Here is a 17357-nt window from a genome sequence, read left to right on the forward strand (position 1 = left end):
GTCGTGTTAAACCATATTGACGTGCAATCCGTGCTGGATCAGGACATCCCCCAGGGTGTTGGTTTGCGAACTGTTATGCCAGACGTCGAACTGCACGCCGTCCACTTCCCGCTGTCCGCTCACTTCCCAGATATCGCTGCCGCCTTTCACCAGATTGACCTGATCCCCGTTGACGCCTTTGACGAGCAGATCGTCTTCCGGTTTGTCGGTTAAGGTCAGCGCCTGGTGCAGATCCAGCGTCAGGCTGTTGGTGCCGGACTTACCGAGATCGAAGATCTCGATGTGCTGGATCTGGCCGCTCAGCGCGGTCAGGTCGAGTTTGATATTGACGCCATCGATAACCAGCGTGTCGGTACCCGCGCCGCCGTCGAGCGACGCGAAACCGAGCGTGGCGAGATGAATCGTGTCGCTGCCGCTGCCGCCCTGCAACGACTCGCCGCTCAAGCTGGTGCCGTCGGCGAGATCGATGCTGACGCCGCCGATGGTGTAACCGCCTGCGACGCTGGCGCTGTCATCCGTCGTGGTGGCGCTGTCATGGCTGGTCTGTTCCGTGGTGGCCGCCACCGCGGCGATTTTCGCAGTCGTCGCCGTCTGCTGGCTGTCGGTCTGCGTGGCGGTCTGGCTGTTCTCATCGGAAAGCGCGAGCAGCGACGCCTCGTGCTCGACGCTCATGGCCGCGAACGTCGGGTTCGGGTTCGTGGTGGAGAGGATCTGCCCACCGAGGCTGACGTTCAGGTAGCCGGTGTTGCCCGCCACATCCGTGGCGTAAATATTCAGCACGCTGGAGAGCGACAGCAGTTGCAGAATATTCAGCCCCAGACCGAGCGTGGCGGACCAGTTACCGTTGCTGTCAGTCAGCGCCGTGGTATTAACCGTCCCGTTCAGCAGCGACAGATGCACCACCGAGCCCGGCGCCAGGTTGGTGGAGCCGCCGCGCAGCGTCAGTCCGGTTGAGAGCAGCGTAAGCGGGTTAAGGCTTGCGAGCGGCGTAAACGACAGCGTCGGCGTGGTGAGTTTTACCGTCACGTCGCTGCTGGTGCTGTTAACGTTGCCCACTTTATCCGTCACCGACACGCCCACTTTCAGCGCGCCGCTGGTCAGCCCCTGCAAAATGGTGCTGGTGACCGGCAGCGTCCAGGTGCCGTCGCTGCCGACCGTCGCGTTATAGGTATTGGCGCCGAGCGTCACTTTCACCGTCGCGCCGTCCGCCGCGCCGCTGATTTTCCCGCTGATGGTCTGGCCGCTGCCCGCTTCGCTGACGTTCAGATAGCCGTCGTTGCCAAACAGCGAGGTCAGCGACACGGCCGGCAGCGAGTGGGTAATCACATTCAGCACGCCGCTGGTGCTGGTGCTGTTGCCCGCCGGGTTGGTGACGCTGGCGTTCACCGTCAGCGTGCCGTCAAGCAGCCCGCTGAGATCGGTTTTCGGCACCGACAGCTGCCAGGTGCCGTCGTTACCGACGGTCGTGACGTAGTTTTTACCGCCGAGCGACACCGTGACCTGCGAGCCCACGGCGTTGGTGCTGGTGCCGGTAATGGTCTGGGCGCTCAGGATATCGGTGGCGTTAAGGCCGTTATCACCAAACAGCGAGGTAATGGCGAGCGTCGGCAGCGCGCCGATGTTCACCGTCAGCCCGCCGCTGGCGGTGGTGGTGTTGCCTGCCGCATCGCGCGCCGTCACGGTAACGTTCAGCGGGCCGTCAGCCAGCCCCTGGAGGGAAGTGGTCGGCACAGAGACTTGCCAGGTGCCGTCGGCGCGCACCGTGGTGTTAAACGTCAGCGCGCCCAGTTTGACCGTCAGCGCGCTGCCCGCCGCCAGGTTGGTGGCGGTGCCGCTGATAAGCTGCGGGCTCAGCAGGTCGCTCAGGCTCAGGTTGCTGTCGCCAAAAATCGGATTGACCGCCACCTGCGGGAGGGCCTGGACAATCGCGCTAACCACCTGCGAGCCGGTCGCCACGTTGCCCACCGGGTCGGTGACGCTGGCGCTGACCGTCAGCGTGCCGTCCTGGACACCCTTCAGCGTCGCGGCCGGTACGCTCACCGACCAGGCGCCGTTGTTGATCGCCGCCGTGAAGGTAGTGCCGCCAACGTTAAGCGTGACCGTACCGCTCGCGAGATTGCTGGTGCCGCTAATGACCTGCCCGGCGTTCGCTTCCGCCGCGTTCAGCCAGCCGTCGCCGCCGAAGAGCGTATTGATAGCGACCGTCGGCAGCGTGGTAATGCCCACCACCACCGGCGCGCCGTTTACCGTCGTGGTATTGCCGTCCGGCGTCGTGATAGTCACGCGCGGCGTCAGAGAGCCTTCCGCCAGCGAGGCGAGATCGGTCGGGTTAAGCTGAATGCTGAAGCGTCCGCCGGTGCCTACCGTGCCGGTAAAGGTTCGCGAACCGAGCGCCACGCTGACGCTGGAGCCCGCCGTCGCGTTGGTGACCACGCCAGAAATCGTCTGGCTGACCAGCGCGTCGGTGGCGTTCAGCAGCCCGTCGCCGAAGACCGAGAGCGACGTGAGCGCAGGCGCCACCAGATCCAGCGTCAGCGATCCGGTCGCGGAGGCGGTGTTGCCGTTGGCGTCAGAGGCGGTCACGGTCACCGTCTGGTTCCCGGTGGCTAATCCTGTCAGCGCGCTCTGCACGGCTTCCGGCAGATTCACGCTCCAGACGCCGTTCGGGCCGACCGTCGCCGTAAAGGCCGGCGTACCGCCAATCTGAATGGTGATGGTCTGCCCGGCGAGACCAGTCGTGGTGCCGCTCAGCGTTCCCTGCAACAGCTCCGGGATACTCAGCGTGCCGTCGCCAAACAGCGAGCCGATGTTAATCGTCGGCAGGTTATTAATGGCGACGTTAAAGGTCGCGCCGGTCGTGTTGACGTTGCCCGCGTTATCGGTGACCACCACCTGGAGCGCGGCTTGGCCATCCGGCAGCGCGCCGAGCAGCGTGGACGGCAGCGTCGCCGTCCAGCGTCCGGCGTCGTCTACTACCGCCGTCAGGCGCTGACCCGCGAAGTTAACAATGATGGACGAGACATTTTCGGCATTGCTGACGACGCCGCTGATGGTCTGGTTAACGGTGCTTTCGGCGAAGTTAATCAGGTTATCGGTGCCGACCAGCACCTGGCTTACCACCGGTACGTCGGTCAGCGCCAGGTTGATGTCGATGATTTCGTTACGCACGTTGCCGAAGGCGTCGGTGACGTTCAGCTGCACCTGCAGGGTGTTATCGACAATGCCCTGCCAGAGGCTCGGCGGGAAGTCGACCGAGATGCGCCCGTCGCCGCCCACCAGCGCGTTAAGCGGAATGTTCACATCGGTGCCGACCAGCGTCGCCGTCACCGTCGCGCCGCGGTAGTCGCCGCTCAGCTGCCCGGTCAGCGTCTGGGTCACCAGCGATTCCGCCACGTTCAGGATGCCGTCGCCGCCGAACAGATCGTCCACCAGCACGCCAAACCCTTTATTCAACGCCACATTCAGCGCCACGTTATTGGTGGAGGTGTTGCCCTGCGCGTCGGTGGAGGAGATGTTGATCACCTGCGCGCCGTCGGTCAGCGTAGTGAGATCGACCTGCGGGAAGGTGTAGTTCCAGTTGCCGTCCTGATCCACGGTGGCGGTTTCGGTCAACGGCCCGAGACGCAGCGTGACCGTCTGGCCCGGCTCGCCGGTGCCCTGCAGCACCAGCCCGCCCGCCGCGTTCACGGTGTTGAGCACCGCAGGCACGCCCGCGGCGTCCACCGTCAGCAGCGGCCCGTCGGCATTGAGGGTGACGGTACGGGTATCGGTATCGGTGTTGCCCGCCGCGTCGGTAAGGGTCGCGGTGACGGCGTAGGTACCGTCAGGCAAGCCGGAGACCGCGCTTTGCGGCACGGTGACGCTCCACGCGCCATCCGAGCCGACCACGGCGTAATAGGTTTCACCGTTAAAAGTGACGGTGACCTGGCGGCCCGCCTCGGAGGTGCTGGCGGTGCCATTCAGCACCAGCGGCTGCGTGGCCTCGGTGGCGTCTATCACGTTATCGCCCGCGATAGCGCCGACGGTCACCTCCGGCGGCACCGTATCGAGCGCGACCGTCACGTTGGTGGTGGCGGGCGTGCCGCCATCGGTCGTCGCGACGATGGTGTAGTTGCCCTGATCCGGGAACTGCGTGGCGGGCACATCCAGCGACCAACTGCCGTCCGGCTGGACGGTCGCTGTGCCGACGGTCGCGCCGTTAACCTGCACGGTGACCTGCGTGACGTCGCCGAGCGTGGTGCCGGAAATCGTCACCGCATCGCCCAGCTCGCCCGCGTTAATGATGTTATCGCCCGCGACCGGGTTAATGGCGACGGCGACCGCCGGCGGCGTGGTGTCGATATCCACGTTTACCGCAGGCGCTGTCGCCACGTTGCCCGCTTTATCGGTGACCGTCGCGGTGATCTGCTCGGGGCCGTTAGCCAGCGTCGCCAGCTGCGCCGGAGAAAGCTGAAGCGACCAGGTATTGCCGTTCTGCACCGTGGTGGTAAAGATTTGTCCGGCCAGGGTGACTGTAATGGTCTGCCCCGGTTCGACGTTAGTGACCGTCCCGGTAATCTTCTGGGTCTGCTGGCTCTCCGCCCCGCTCAGGCCATCGCCGCCAAACGGCGCGTCGATGGTGAGCGTCGGCGCGGCAAGCGACACATAGAGCGGCGCGCTGGTGACGGCGGTGTTGCCCGCCCCATCCACCAGGCTCACATTCACCGATTGCAGGCCGTTGGGTACGCCCGCCCAGTCATCCGCCGTGAGATTCAGCGTCCAGGTGTTGCCGGTGACGGTTACGCTTTCAGGCCCGAAGGTTTTGTTGCCGATGGTGACGGTGATCCGGCTGCCCGCCGGGAGATCGCTGGTCAGCGTGCCGCTAATGGCGCTGGCGGCCCCCGCCTCGGCGATATTCACGTAACCATCGCCAAACAGCGGCTGCGTGAGCGCCACCTGCGGCGGCGTCAGCGCGGCCTGGAATGTCACGTCAATATCGTTGCTATTACCGAAGTTATCCTGCGCCACAATGGTCAACGTGTGTTCGCCAGGCGTCAGGCCGGAGAGCGCGCCCGCCGGAAGCTCCAGCGTCCAGTTGCCTGCGTTGTCGACATCCGCCACATAGGTGGTGCCGTTAACGTCGATAGTAACGGTCACATACTGGTTATTGCCCGTAATACCCGTGGTGCCGGCAAGCGTCAGCGGCCCGTTGGCTTCGCTGATGTTCAGAATGTCGTTGTCGCCAAACAGCGTGGTGGCCGCAGGCGCCGGCAGTTGCGTCTGTACCTGGAACGAGCCCGGTTCGCTGTCGACGTTGTCGAAGGCGTCGCTGACGTTCACCAGGAAGTTTTGCGTACTGCCCGGCGTCAGGCCCGTAAACGCCGTCGACGGCAGGGTCACCGACCAGTCGCCGTTCTCCAGCACCGTACCGGTGTAGGTGGTGCCGTTCAGCACAATCTCTACCGTCTGGCCCGCCCCGCTGACGCCGGTGCTGCCGGTGATCGTCTGGGCCGCGCCCGCTTCGGCGTTATTGAGCGCGCCGTCGATAAACGGCGTGTTGATGGTGGCGTCCGGCACGGCGTTAATACGCGCTTCAAAGCTGGTGGTGCCGGTGTTGGTGTTGCCCGCCGTATCGGTGACGACCACGGTGACAGGGATTGTGCCATCCGGCAGCGCCTGGAGCTGCGCAGGGGTAAGCGGCAGCGACCAGTTGCCGTCGGCATCGACGGTGGCCTGCACCATCGCCCCGTTATTAAGGCTCACCATCACCGTAGCGATGCGGCCGGCAGGCAGGTCCGTCGTCCCGCTGAGCGTACCGCCCGCGGCGGCTTCAGCGACATTGAGCACGCCATCGGTAAACGGTACCGTCACCACCGGCACCGGGAGCGGGTCGGCATAGACGGTAAAGGCGGTATCCGGGCTGGTCACGCTGTTGCCCGCGCGGTCGGACACGGTAACGGAGAGGGTGTGATCGCCTTCCGCCAGCGCGCTTAGCTGCGCAGGCGTCAGCGCCACCGTCCAGTTGCCGTTGTTATCGACGGTGCCGGTAATCGGCCGGCCCCCGTCGATGCTTATCTCTACCGTCTGACCCGCGCCGGTCAGCCCGGTATTGCCGGTGAGCTGCTGGCCGAGCGCGGCTTCATTCTGGTTGATGCTGCTGTCGCCGAAGAGCGGGTCCGGTACGGCCGCCGTCGGCAGGGTACGCAGCACGTCCACCTCCACGCCCGCCGTCGCCGGGTTGCCGTATTGATCCTGCGCGGTGACGGTCAGCGCGTACTGGCCGTTTTGCAGCGCTTCCAGCGCGTCCGCGCCGACGTTGATCTGCCATGCGCCGTCTGCGCCGATGGCGCCGTTCAGCCTGACATCGCCAATGGTGACCACAATCGGCGTACCTTCCGCCAGGCCGGTCGAGGTGCCGCTGATGACGCCGCCGTTCTGGATTTCAGCCAGGTTAATCAGCCCGTCGCTGAAGACGGCGCCGATCGCGAGCGTCGGCACGGTGTCATTACCGACCGTGACCGGCAGCGGCAGCGTGCTGGTGTTGCCATTCGGCGTAGTGACGGTAAGCGTCAGTTCCTGCGGGCCGTTATCCAGCGCCTGCAACTGCGCCGCCGGAATGGTGATGCTCCAGCTGCCGTCATTGCCCGCCACGGTGGTCAGGGTCTGGGTGCCAACCACCAGTTCAACGGTGGCGCCCGCCGTCGTGGTGCCGCCGAGCGTCTGCTCGGTCAGCGATTCGCTGACGTTCAGAATGCCGTCGTCCAGGAAGCTGCCGGGGTTGAGGCCGTTCGCGGGCGCGGCGGTATCGACCGTCACGGAGCTGCTGTCGGTCGCCGTGTTCTGCGCCGCGTCGCGGGCGGTGGCCGTAACCGTATAGGCGTCATCAGGCAGAGCGGAGAGCGCCGAGGCCGGTACCGTCACGCTCCACTGGCCGTTAGCCCCGGTCGTGCCGGTATAAGTGACGTTATTAAACACCACGCTGACGATCGTGCCCGGCGCGAGATTCAGCGAGGTGCCGGTGATGGTCAGATCCTGGCCGCTCTCCTGGCTGTTAATGATGTCATCGCCCGCAATGGCGTTTAACGTCAGTTGCGGCTGCGAGCCCGGCTGGGCCGTAAAGGTGACCGGATACTGGACAAACGCCTGGTTGCCCGAGGCGTCGGTCACCGTGACGCCGATAATCTGCTGCCCGTCGGCGACCTGCGCCAGCGCCGTAGTCGGTACGGTGACCGTCCAGGTGCCTTCCGGCTGGACATCGCCCGTGTAGGTCTGCCCGTTCAGGGTGACGGTCACGGTCTGGCCCGGCTCCACGCGCGTGGTGGTGCCGGTGATTTGCAGCGGCGACTGCGCCTCCGCGGCGTTGATAAAGTTATCGGTCGCCACGGTATTGACCGCCACCAGCGGCGCGTTCGCCGGCGAGGCATCCAGCGTCAGCGAGACTCTTTCGCTCGTGGTATTGCCCGCCGCATCGCTGACGGTGGCGATGACACTGACCGGGCCATCCGGCAGCGTGGCGAGCGCGCCCGCAGGCAGCGTCACGCTCCAGGTGCCGTCGCTCTGCACCAGCGCGCTGTAGCTCTGCCCGCCTATCTGTACCAGTACCGTTTGCGGATTCTGCGGATCGAATGGCGTCGCGCTGCCGCTGATGGTGAGCGGCTGCGCCGCTTCCGTGGCGTTGACGATCCTGTCGGCGGTAATGTCATTGACGGTCAGTACCGGCGCGGTGAGATCGACCGTTACCGTGCTTTGCGAGGTGTTCTGGTTGCCCGCGGCGTCGGTCGCGGTGACGACCAGCGGCGTACTGCCCTCCGTCAGCCCTTGCAGCGCCGCAGGCGGCAGCGTGACGGACCAGTTGCCGCCGCTGTCCACGACCGCGTTATAGGTCTCGCCGCCAAACTGGACGGTGACGGTTTGCCCCGCGCCGCTCACGCCGGTTGAGCCGCTCAGCGCGCCGCCTGCGCTCACTTCAGCGGCGCTGATGATGCCGTCGGTAAACGGCGTGTTCAGCGTCACTTCCGGCAGAACGGTGGTGATAATGGTAAAGCTCTGGCTACCGGAGATAACGGCGCCGTTTTCATCGGCGCCCGATACGGTCAGCGTCGCTTTGCCGTCGCTGATAGCCAGCGCGTCGGCGCGCGGTACGGTGACGCTCCAGCTGCCGTCGGCGCCGGTGGTGGCGGTGTACTGTTTGCCGTTAAGCGTAATGGTGAGCGTGGTTTGCGGCGCGAAATTCACGCTGCTGCCGCTCAGCACCAGACCGCCCGCGACGTCGTCAAGCGAGACGCGGTTATCGCCGGTTACCGGCGCGACCGTCAGCGCGCTGATATCAGTGTCGACGCTAAAGCCGCGATCGAGACTGACGCTGTTGCCCGCCGCATCGCTCACCGCCGCCGTCACGGTGTAAGTGCCGTTGGCGAGGCCCGTTAAGGCGTCGGCTGGCAGATTTACCTCCCAGCGGCCAGCGGAATCCACTACCCCGGTGAAGGTGTCATCGCCAAGCGTAATGGTCACGGTCTGGCCGGCGGTGACGTTGGTGGCGGTACCGCTGAGCGTCACGCCGCTGGCGCGTTCGCCGGCGTCAATCACGCCGTCGCCGCCCACCGGATCGATGGTCAGCAGCGGCGCGCGGGCCGGATCGACAGCGACGGTAATCGGGCGCGTGGCGGTTGAGGTGTTGCCCGCCGCATCGGTCGCCGTCACGCTAAACTGCGCCTGGCCGTTCGGCAGCGCCTGGAGATCCGCCGCCGGGATATTCACCGACCATTCGCCGTTCGCGCCGGTCACCGTGGTGTTATAGGTTTTGCCGTTCAGGGTGACAACAATAGCGTCGCCCTGCGCCGCGCCCGCGGCGACGCCGGAGAACGGCTGCGCCTGGCTTGCTTCGGTGATATTGATAGCGTCATCCTGCGTGAACGGGTTAAGCGTCAGCGTCGGCGCCTGGACATCGACAGTAAAATCGGTGGTGGTGGTCTGGCTGTTGCCCGCCGCGTCGCGCACGACGATTTGCAGCGGCACCGGGGAGTCATTGCCGGTCAGCGAATCCAGCGCGCCGGACGGCAGCGTGACCGACCAGTTGCCGTTCACGTCCACGGTGCCCTGATACGCCTGACCGTTGAGGGTAACCGTCACCGCCTGGCCCGCGCCCGTCACGCCGGTAGACCCCGTCAGCACCTGATCCACACCCGCTTCGGCCTGGCTTAAGGTGCCGTCGGTAAACAGCGGGTCGATGCTGGTATCCGGCAGGTTGTTGATGATGACAGTAAGCGTATGGCTGTCGCTGACGCCGCCCTGCTGCGCGGTAGCGGTCACTTCATAAGCGCCATCCGCCAGCCCCTGCAAAGCCGCCGCCGGTACGGTGGTCTGCCAGTTTCCGTTGGCGTCGACCGTCGCGGTGTAGGTGGTGCCGTTGAGCGTGACGGTGATGTCGGTATTGGCCGGGAGCCCGGCGCTGGTGCCGCGAATAGTTAACGGCGAATCCGCTTCGGTGCGGTTAATAAAATCATCGTCGGCAATAATACTGATGGCGACGCCGGAGGCCGCGGTATCGACCGTGATCGGCGCCGGTATCGTCGTCGTCTGGTTCCAGGTATCGGTGACGCTCACCTGAATGACGTTATCGCCATTCGCCAGGCCCTGAAGCACAACCGCAGGCACATCCACGCGCCAGTTGCCCGCCGCGTCCACCGTCGCCGTGGTGCTCCACGCGCCGATAGCCACCGTCACCACGCTGCCCGGCTCCGCGTTGGTCACGCTGCCCTGCAACGGTTGCGCGGTTTTGATCTCCGCCGCATCCAGCGCGTTATCGCCGGTGAACGGCGCGACGGTGACCGACGGCTGCGCGGTTTTCACATTCAGCGTATCCGTCACCTGCACCGAGTTGCCCGCCGCGTCGGTGGTGGTGACCACAATCGGGTTGGCGCCCGGCGCAAGATTACCGAGGTCGGCGGCCGGCAGCGTGATTTGCCAGTTGCCGTCGCTGCCGGTGGTGGTGGTGTATGTCTGGCCGTTGAGCGTAACGGTGACCGTTTGCCCCGCTTCGGAGGTGTTGCCGGAGAGCACCTGATCGGTGGTCAGCTCCTGGGCGTTGAGTTTGCCGTCATCGGTGATGGCATAGAGCGACAGCGTCGGCGGCGTGGTATCGACCGTCACGCTCGCATTGCTGCTGGCGCTGTTGCCCGCGCCATCCGTGACCGTGACGACGATGGGTGTCTGCCCCGGCGGCAACGTTTGCAGCTGCGAAGCCGGAATAGTCACGCTCCAGCCGCCGTCGGCGCCTGCCGTGGTGGTGAAGGTCTGGCTGCCGAGCTGCACGGTGACCGTCTGGCCGCTGCCGCTTACGCCCGTGTTTCCGGAAAGCGTCTGGTTCTGCTGGAGATCCGCCGCGCTCAGCGCGCCGTCGCCGAACGGCGTGACGATGGTGGGCTCAGGCAGATCGTTAATCGCGACGTTAATCACGCGGTCCGCCGTGGCGGTGGTCTGCCCGGACGTGACGGTCGCCGTCACGGTACGCGGGCCATCCGGCAGCGTCGCCAGATCCGCGGCCGGGATCACCACGCTCCAGTTGCCGGCGCTGTCCAGCACGGCGGTGTAGGTTTTATCGTTAAAAGCCACCGTTACCTGCGCGCCCGGCCCGGTAACCGTCGTGAAGCCGCGAATTTCCAGCGGCTGGGTGGCTTCCGCCGCGTTGAGATAATCATCGGTCGAGAGAATGGCGATAGCGACAGACGGGACGGTGCGATCCACCGGGATAGCATCGGTGACGGTGATCGGCGCGCCGTTGCCGTTGGGCACGCTGACGGTAAGCGTCGCGCTGCCATTGGCCAGCGCCTGGAGATCGCCGCTCGGGATAGTCACCTGCCAGGTGCCATCGCCGCCGACGGTGGCGAAATAGTTCTGGCCATTGAGCGTCACCGTGACGACCGTGCCCGCCGCGATATTTTGCGTGGAGCCGCTCAGTACCTGATCGTTCGCCAGCTCCGCGCCGTTCAGCGCGTTATCCGCCGTGAGCGGATCCACCGTCAGTACCGGCTGGTCAAAGTTGACGGTGAAGCGCGTCTCGCTGGTGGTGGTGTTGCCCGCGAGATCGGTGATGCTCACGCTGAGCACATACTGCTGGCCATCCTGTAACGCCAGAAGATCCGTGGACGGAATGGCGGCCTGCCAGCTGCCGTCCGCGCCGACCGTGGCGGTGTACGTTTTCCCGTTCAGCGTGACGGTGACCGTCTGCCCCTCTTCCGCGATGCCGGTCGAGCCGCGCAGGATCTGGGTAGTCCCGGCCTGTTCGCCGCTCAGTACGTCGCCCGTAAACGGGACCAGTTGTAAAGCGGGAGCGACGGTATCGACGTTGATATCCGCCGTCTGGTTTACCGTGTTGCCATTGACGTCAACCAGCGTCACGGTGATGGTATTGAGCCCCTGCGGCAGGGCCTGCAGCGCGCTCGCGGGCAGCGTCACGCTCCAGCTGCCGTCGGCGCCGATAACGCCAGTGAAGGTGTTGCCGTTCAGCGTGACGGTAATGGTGAGGCCCGCGTTGGCGGCGTCCACCACGCCGGTCAGTACCTGGTTTTGCAACACTTCGCTGCTGTTTAACAGGTTGTCATCGGTGAGCGGATCGAGCGCGATTTCCGCCGGGTCCGGGGTTTCTCCGCCGCCGTTATCACCGCCGCCGTTGTCGCCCCCGCCATTGTCCCCACCGCCGTTATCGCCGCCGCCGCCGTTATTGTTATCGTCATTGCTGCCGTTGTCGCTGCTGTTGCTGGCGGCAATCGCCACGCCGGAGATGGCGCCGATTGCCGCGATGCCGCCCAGCGCCTGTAGCGTCGTCAGTCCTTCTGCGCCGACAAGCGCGCCGAGCGACGCGTCAGTCAGCGTGGGGGTAATCGCCTCGGCGACCGCCGGGCCGGGTTCTGAAGCGAACGGGAACAGCGCGTGATGTACGCCGTTGTCATCTTCGAAAATAAGTTCGCTGTGCTGGCCTTCCGCATCGAGATGGAAAAAGTTCTGGTAGCGTACCGTTGTCCCGTCTTTCATATGGACAATCAGGTCATTCCCATGCCGTTCGTAAAAATTAACCGTTTCAGGAGAAGCATTTATTCGCACAATGCTGGTCTGGGATAAATTGACCACCCGGTCTGCATTTTGTGAATAATGGGTAATCACATTTCCCGTATCCTGATTAAGAATATCGACGGTTGGCGAAAGATTATTTTGAACGGCCATTCTTCATTTCCTCTGACTGGGGAAGCACACAGCCCTGCATAAGCATCCAATAATGGACACTTATGGGTTACCCCTTACCAGACAGGGCGGCAGCGGGGAGGCGTATTTTCTCGAAACGAGTTGAAATACTTGTAAAAAAGCTAAAAAACAGCAACTTAACGTAAAGCGAAGCGGTTTATATGTACAAAACCTTAACAAAATGTATAAGCAACGCGCTGCGGTTTGGCAAAGAAATGATAAAAAAAAGAGGACTTGCATAATTAAAATTGTGGTCTACCCCGATTAATTTATTGCTAAATCAATGAAATTACAAAAACGCCACGAGCGTTATTAATGACAACCGCAATCATCAAAAATGAATTAATAAACGCATTCTTAAAGAATCGTAAAAATATATCCTATTTTTAATTACGCTTTATTTACCTGCGAAACCGAGGGATATTTGGCGTCGTAATATTCTGTGGAAATGGTATTTTGTGAAGCTCATCTCGTTTTTATGCAACTTCAGCGTCACCCAACCAAAAGCGCAAAAAAGCAGCAACCCGCAGACGAAACGATATGGACTGGTCACGCACGGGTAAACTCTGCTATACTTAGCGTCACACTCTTGGGGCTGATTCTGGATTCGACGGGATTCGCGAAACCCAAGGTGCATGCCGAGGGGCGGTTGGCCTCGTAAAAAGCCGCAAAAAAATAGTCGCAAACGACGAAAACTACGCTTTAGCAGCTTAATAACCTGCTTAGAGCCCTCTCTCCCTAGCCTCCGCTCTTAGGACGGGGATCAAGAGAGGTCAAACCCAAAAGAGATCGCGTGGATACCCTGCCTGGGGTTGAAGCGTTAAAACTAATCAGGCTAGTCTGGTAGTGGCGTGTCCGTCCGCAGCTGCCAGGCGAATGTAAAGACCGGACTAAGCATGTAGTACCGAGGATGTAGGAATTTCGGACGCGGGTTCAACTCCCGCCAGCTCCACCACTTTTTAGTTGTTTGAAGTACAATGAAGTCTACTAAGCCCGCACAGCACAAGCTCTGCGGGCTTTTTCATGTCTATTGTCGTCCAGTGAGAATTGCTGAGAACTATCACTTATGGCACCCTGAATGGGACCCACAACGAAGGGTCCAAAAACCGAGGGTCCCAAAATGGCAAAAATCGCTAAGAAGCTCACTGACACTGAAATCAAAAGCACCAAGCCAGCCGACAAAGAAATCAACTTGTTTGACGGTGATGGTTTGATCCTACGAATCGCCCCCCTCTCGAAAAGAGGGAAGAAGAATTGGTATTTCAGGTATGCAGTGCCGGTGACCAAAAAGCGAACTAAGGTGAGCTTAGGAACATATCCTCACCTTACACTGGCAAGAGCCAGAGCCTTACGAGATGAATACCTTTCCTTGCTTGCCAATGGCATTGATCCTGACCTGCTCCCCGTTGATTAACACACCGCGATGTTAGTAATGTCTTCATAAGCCACATGAGGACATCCCCATGAAGAAGCGTTTTTCCGACGAACAGATCATCAGTATTCTCCGCGAGGCCGAAGCCGGGGTTTCAGCCCGGGAACTCTGCCGTAAGCATGCTATTTCAGACGCTACCTTTTACACCTGGCGCAAGAAGTTTGGTGGCATGGAAGTTCCCGAAGTGAAGCGGCTCAAGTCGCTTGAAGAGGAGAACGCCCGCCTCAAGAAGCTGCTCGCTGAAGCCATGCTGGATAAGGAGGCGCTTCAGGTAGCTCTTGGCCGAAAGTTCTGACGACAGACCAGAAGCGGGAAGCCGTGGAAGTCATGTGTGAGGCCGCAAGTCTGTCGCAACGTCGTGCCTGCAGGCTGGCAGGTTTGTCCCTGTCGACCTGCCGTTACCCGGCTCAGCGTCCGGCTGCTGACGCGCAGCTGTCTCTACGCATCACAGAGCTGGCACTTGAGCGCCGCCGCTTTGGTTACCGGCGCATCTGGCAGCTACTGCGTCGGGAGGGCCTTCACGTCAACCACAAGCGGGTATACCGCATCTATCATCTCAACGGCCTGAGTGTAAAACGCAGGCGACGCCGCAAGGGACTGGCGACTGAGCGGCTTCCGCTTCTTCGCCCGGATGCGCCGAACCTGACATGGTCGATGGATTTTGTCATGGATGCACTTGCCAGCGGCCGCAGGATGAAGTGCCTGACCTGCGTGGATGATTTCACGAAGGAGTGTCTGACGATCACCACGGCATTCGGGATTACAGGCGTTCAGGTGACACGTATTCTGGACAGCATTGCGCTGTTTCGTGGCTATCCTGCAACGATAAGAACCGATCAGGGCCCGGAGTTCACCTGCCGCGCGCTCGATCAATGGGCCTTTGAACATGGTGTTGAGTTGCGCTTAATCCAGCCGGGCAAGCCAACGCAAAACGGATTTATTGAGAGTTTCAATGGCCGCTTTCGGGATGAATGCCTGAATGAGCACTGGTTCAGCGATATTCTACATGCCCGGGAAATAATTAATGACTGGCGGCAGGATTATAACGAGTGTCGACCACATTCATCGCTGAATTACCTCACGCCGGCTGAATTTGCAGCGGGCTGGCGAAACGGGAAATTTGAAGAAAAACCAACTGACATTACTAACTGAAGGTTGTATCTAATCCTGGGGGCAGGTCACCTTAACCACGCACCCTTTAAATGACGTCAGCCTTTTCCAGGGGCCGCCGGAAAAACACGGTGAACTGATGCCTGATAATGACAACCGCATAGTCTGGACGCTGAAAGACTATCAGGATTACGGAAAGAAAATGGGTTTACCGCTCTGGCTGGTGTGCCGTTATCAAAACACCCATAAAACCGTTGAATTTAAGGTGTCGGATAGCGCGAATGAATGTAAAGCCGGCCTGGCGGAGAATAGCACCCGGTTTTACGCGTTTTGTGAATAACCCTTTCCTGACCCGAACGGCGATGAATATAAACGTTCCCAGCGAACCCCATAAAAAAAGCGAGAGGGAATAACCCCGTCTCGCCTTTCAATAAACGCTTCGCTTTTCAGTACAGACGAAAAATTACTTCGCCAGCTCCTGCAACGTGCGCAGCTGCGCGACCGCCTCCTGCATCGCGTCCATCCCTTTGGCGACCACCTTCAGGCGCCCCAGGCTCTGGGCGACGTTTTCGCGCTCTTCGCTGGTCTGCTCGCTCATCGAGGCGATACGGTCCGCGGCTTCGATACTGCGGTCGGCCATAGTCTGGGTGGCGCTGACCGTTTCCGTGGTGACCTGACGAATACGCGCGATGGTCTCAACAGACTCGTTGATGCTGTGCGCGGTCGCCTCCGCCTGCTCGCGTGACAGATGCGCCAGACGGCGCACTTCGCCCGCTACCACGGCGAAACCGCGCCCGGATTCGCCCGCACGCGCCGCTTCCACCGCGGCATTAAGCGCCAGCAGGTTGGTCTGATCGGCGATAGAGCGGATCCCGCTGGTGATTTTGGTGATCCCGGCCGAGATGGTTTCCAGATCGTTCAACCCCTGCTCCAGCCTGTCCTGCGCTTCGCGGGTGTCGCGCGCGGCACTGCTCATGGAGCGAATATTGCCCTGCGCGATATCCAGCGTCTCGGTCTGCTGCGACGTCGCATGCTCCAGCAGCGGCAGCGTGGAGAGCAGCGGCGACAGCTCCTGCTGATAACTGATGACCTGCTCAATCACCTGCGACTGCATACGGTGCATCGCCTCCCAGCGGCGCAGCGTGCGCTGCGCGTAGTGTGCCGCGTAGGCCGCATACTCCACCGGGAACTGGCTCATCGCGTGGTTGGGCTTATCGAAGAACACCAGCGCGGAGAGCGTCTGGTTGATAGGCACCCCAAGAATTTCGCCAAAGCTTGAGAAGCCCGCCGCCGGGATCTTGCGGAAGAAATCGGCGCGCGGCAGCGTCGCCAGGTTGTTCATGCGGCGCAGTACGCAGTCGTTAAGCAGCATCCCGGACGGTTTACCGTAGCGACGCGTGAACGCCTGCCAGTCGTGCTCCGTGTGCGCGACAAAATCGGTCGCTTTCATCAGGTACAGCCTGTCGCCAAACTCCAGATCGCAGAAGAAGCGGATCTGTGAGGACTCAATCTGCGCCACGGAGCGAATAAAGAAATCATCGCCCACTTTGACCGCGAAGGTGTAACCCTCCAGCGCCTGCGCCAGCTGATCGGGTTTGCAGTTAAGCTGGCTTGCCAGATACGAGGTTATGGGCTGCTGATGATCTTTCGCGTCGAACAGCGACGTGACGGTGCGCGCGACCGGATCGGCCTGCGCCACCAGCCAGCTTTTGTCAGTCGGCTGGAAGTTCTGGCTTTTAAACGGCGCGAAGGATTTGCCCGGCGCCATTTCACACAGAATGACAATCGCGCGGCCGTCCATCATGCGGCCGTTGACGCTCATCCAGGTGCCGCTGAAATCAAGCTTGCCGCCCGCCGCCCCGCCGACAGCGAGACACGGGAAACGCCCGGATTTATACCAGGCCTGCATCAGGAAACCTTCGGAGGCGGCGAGCCCGTCGCAGTAGATCATCGCAAACGTGCGATCGGCGCTGAGCGGCATCTGCACGTCGAGCGCGCTAAGATCGCGCGAAATCGCCTGCACGCGCTGCGCGGCGCCCGGAATGCGGGTGTGCAGATCGACAGAATGCACTTCGTGGCGACCAATCAGCCCTTTGGGCAGCAGCAGCCAGCTCCCCTCGTCGCTTTCCAGCTCGCAATAGACTGTCGCTTTATCCTGCTGGCACAGCGTGCCGGTGGAAGAGAGCACCAGTACGGTGCGTTCCGGCGTGGCGAAGCGCTGCCAGACCTGACTGACAGCATGAAAATTCGCGTTGGGCGGTACAAATACCATCAAGATGCCCGGCTTATCCGGCACGCCCGCGTCTCGTAACGATGTGGGTAATTTCTGACAGCGATACACACCGCTACGGGGGCTTTGCGCCGAAAATGTCCGTCCTGGACCCGTTATTAATGTTGACAGGATCCCCATGGTGGCCTCTTTTTATCTCTATTTTTCAAATTATTCAGAGAAAAACGCCTCTCTGCCCCTCTGTTATCGGCAAAAGTTTCGATTAAAACAGTTTAATTACTAAAATATTGTTAAGCGTGAGTAAAACCGCACACTTTGTACGCAATTAAAATGCAACATAACGGTTAAAGCGTGAACAGATTCGCAAGG

General features: G+C 61.6%; 3 protein-coding genes, 1 other RNA gene and 2 pseudogenes. 4 read left to right on the plus strand and 2 right to left on the minus strand.

Translation table 11 applies throughout. The features are described from left to right. Positions 1–6: 6 nt before the first annotated feature. Complete coding sequence (locus AFK65_RS15090; protein WP_038856482.1) at positions 7–12198, minus strand: Ig-like domain-containing protein; 12192 nt, start codon at positions 12196–12198, stop codon at positions 7–9. A gap of 609 nt (positions 12199–12807) precedes the next feature. Between AFK65_RS15090 and ssrA the strand changes: the two genes are divergently transcribed. The 4 genes and pseudogenes from ssrA to AFK65_RS15110 all read left to right on the plus strand — a co-directional run. Continuing rightward, positions 12808–13171, plus strand: a transfer-messenger RNA (tmRNA) gene (gene ssrA, locus AFK65_RS21230). Between the two features lie 165 nt (positions 13172–13336). Beyond that, positions 13337–13609, plus strand: a pseudogene (locus tag AFK65_RS15095) (integrase arm-type DNA-binding domain-containing protein); the annotation flags it as partial. 70 nt (positions 13610–13679) lie between these two features. Next, a protein-coding gene (locus tag AFK65_RS15105) for an IS3 family transposase (RefSeq protein ID WP_115185090.1) occupies positions 13680–14800 on the plus strand; the annotation gives its coding sequence in 2 pieces (ribosomal slippage) (positions 13680–13938 and positions 13938–14800; 1122 coding nt in all). Positions 14801–14876: 76 nt separating this feature from the next. After that, a pseudogene (locus AFK65_RS15110) lies at positions 14877–15098 on the plus strand (STY0301 family protein); the annotation flags it as partial. 123 nt (positions 15099–15221) lie between these two features. On the opposite strand, the gene AFK65_RS15115 reads toward AFK65_RS15110, so the two are convergent. Beyond that, positions 15222–17099, minus strand: coding sequence for a methyl-accepting chemotaxis protein (locus AFK65_RS15115; RefSeq protein WP_038856465.1), 1878 nt, complete (start codon positions 17097–17099; stop codon positions 15222–15224). Positions 17100–17357: the final 258 nt, after the last annotated feature.

The sequence above is a fragment of the Cronobacter universalis NCTC 9529 genome, assembly GCF_001277175.1.
GTDB lineage: Bacteria > Pseudomonadota > Gammaproteobacteria > Enterobacterales > Enterobacteriaceae > Cronobacter > Cronobacter universalis.

What these genes read in the sequence shown, in the direction of transcription:
- AFK65_RS15090 (WP_038856482.1), bottom strand. Translation starts at nt 12,198, where the DNA reads ATGGCCGTTCAAAATAATCTTTCGCCAACCGTCGATATTCTTAATCAG.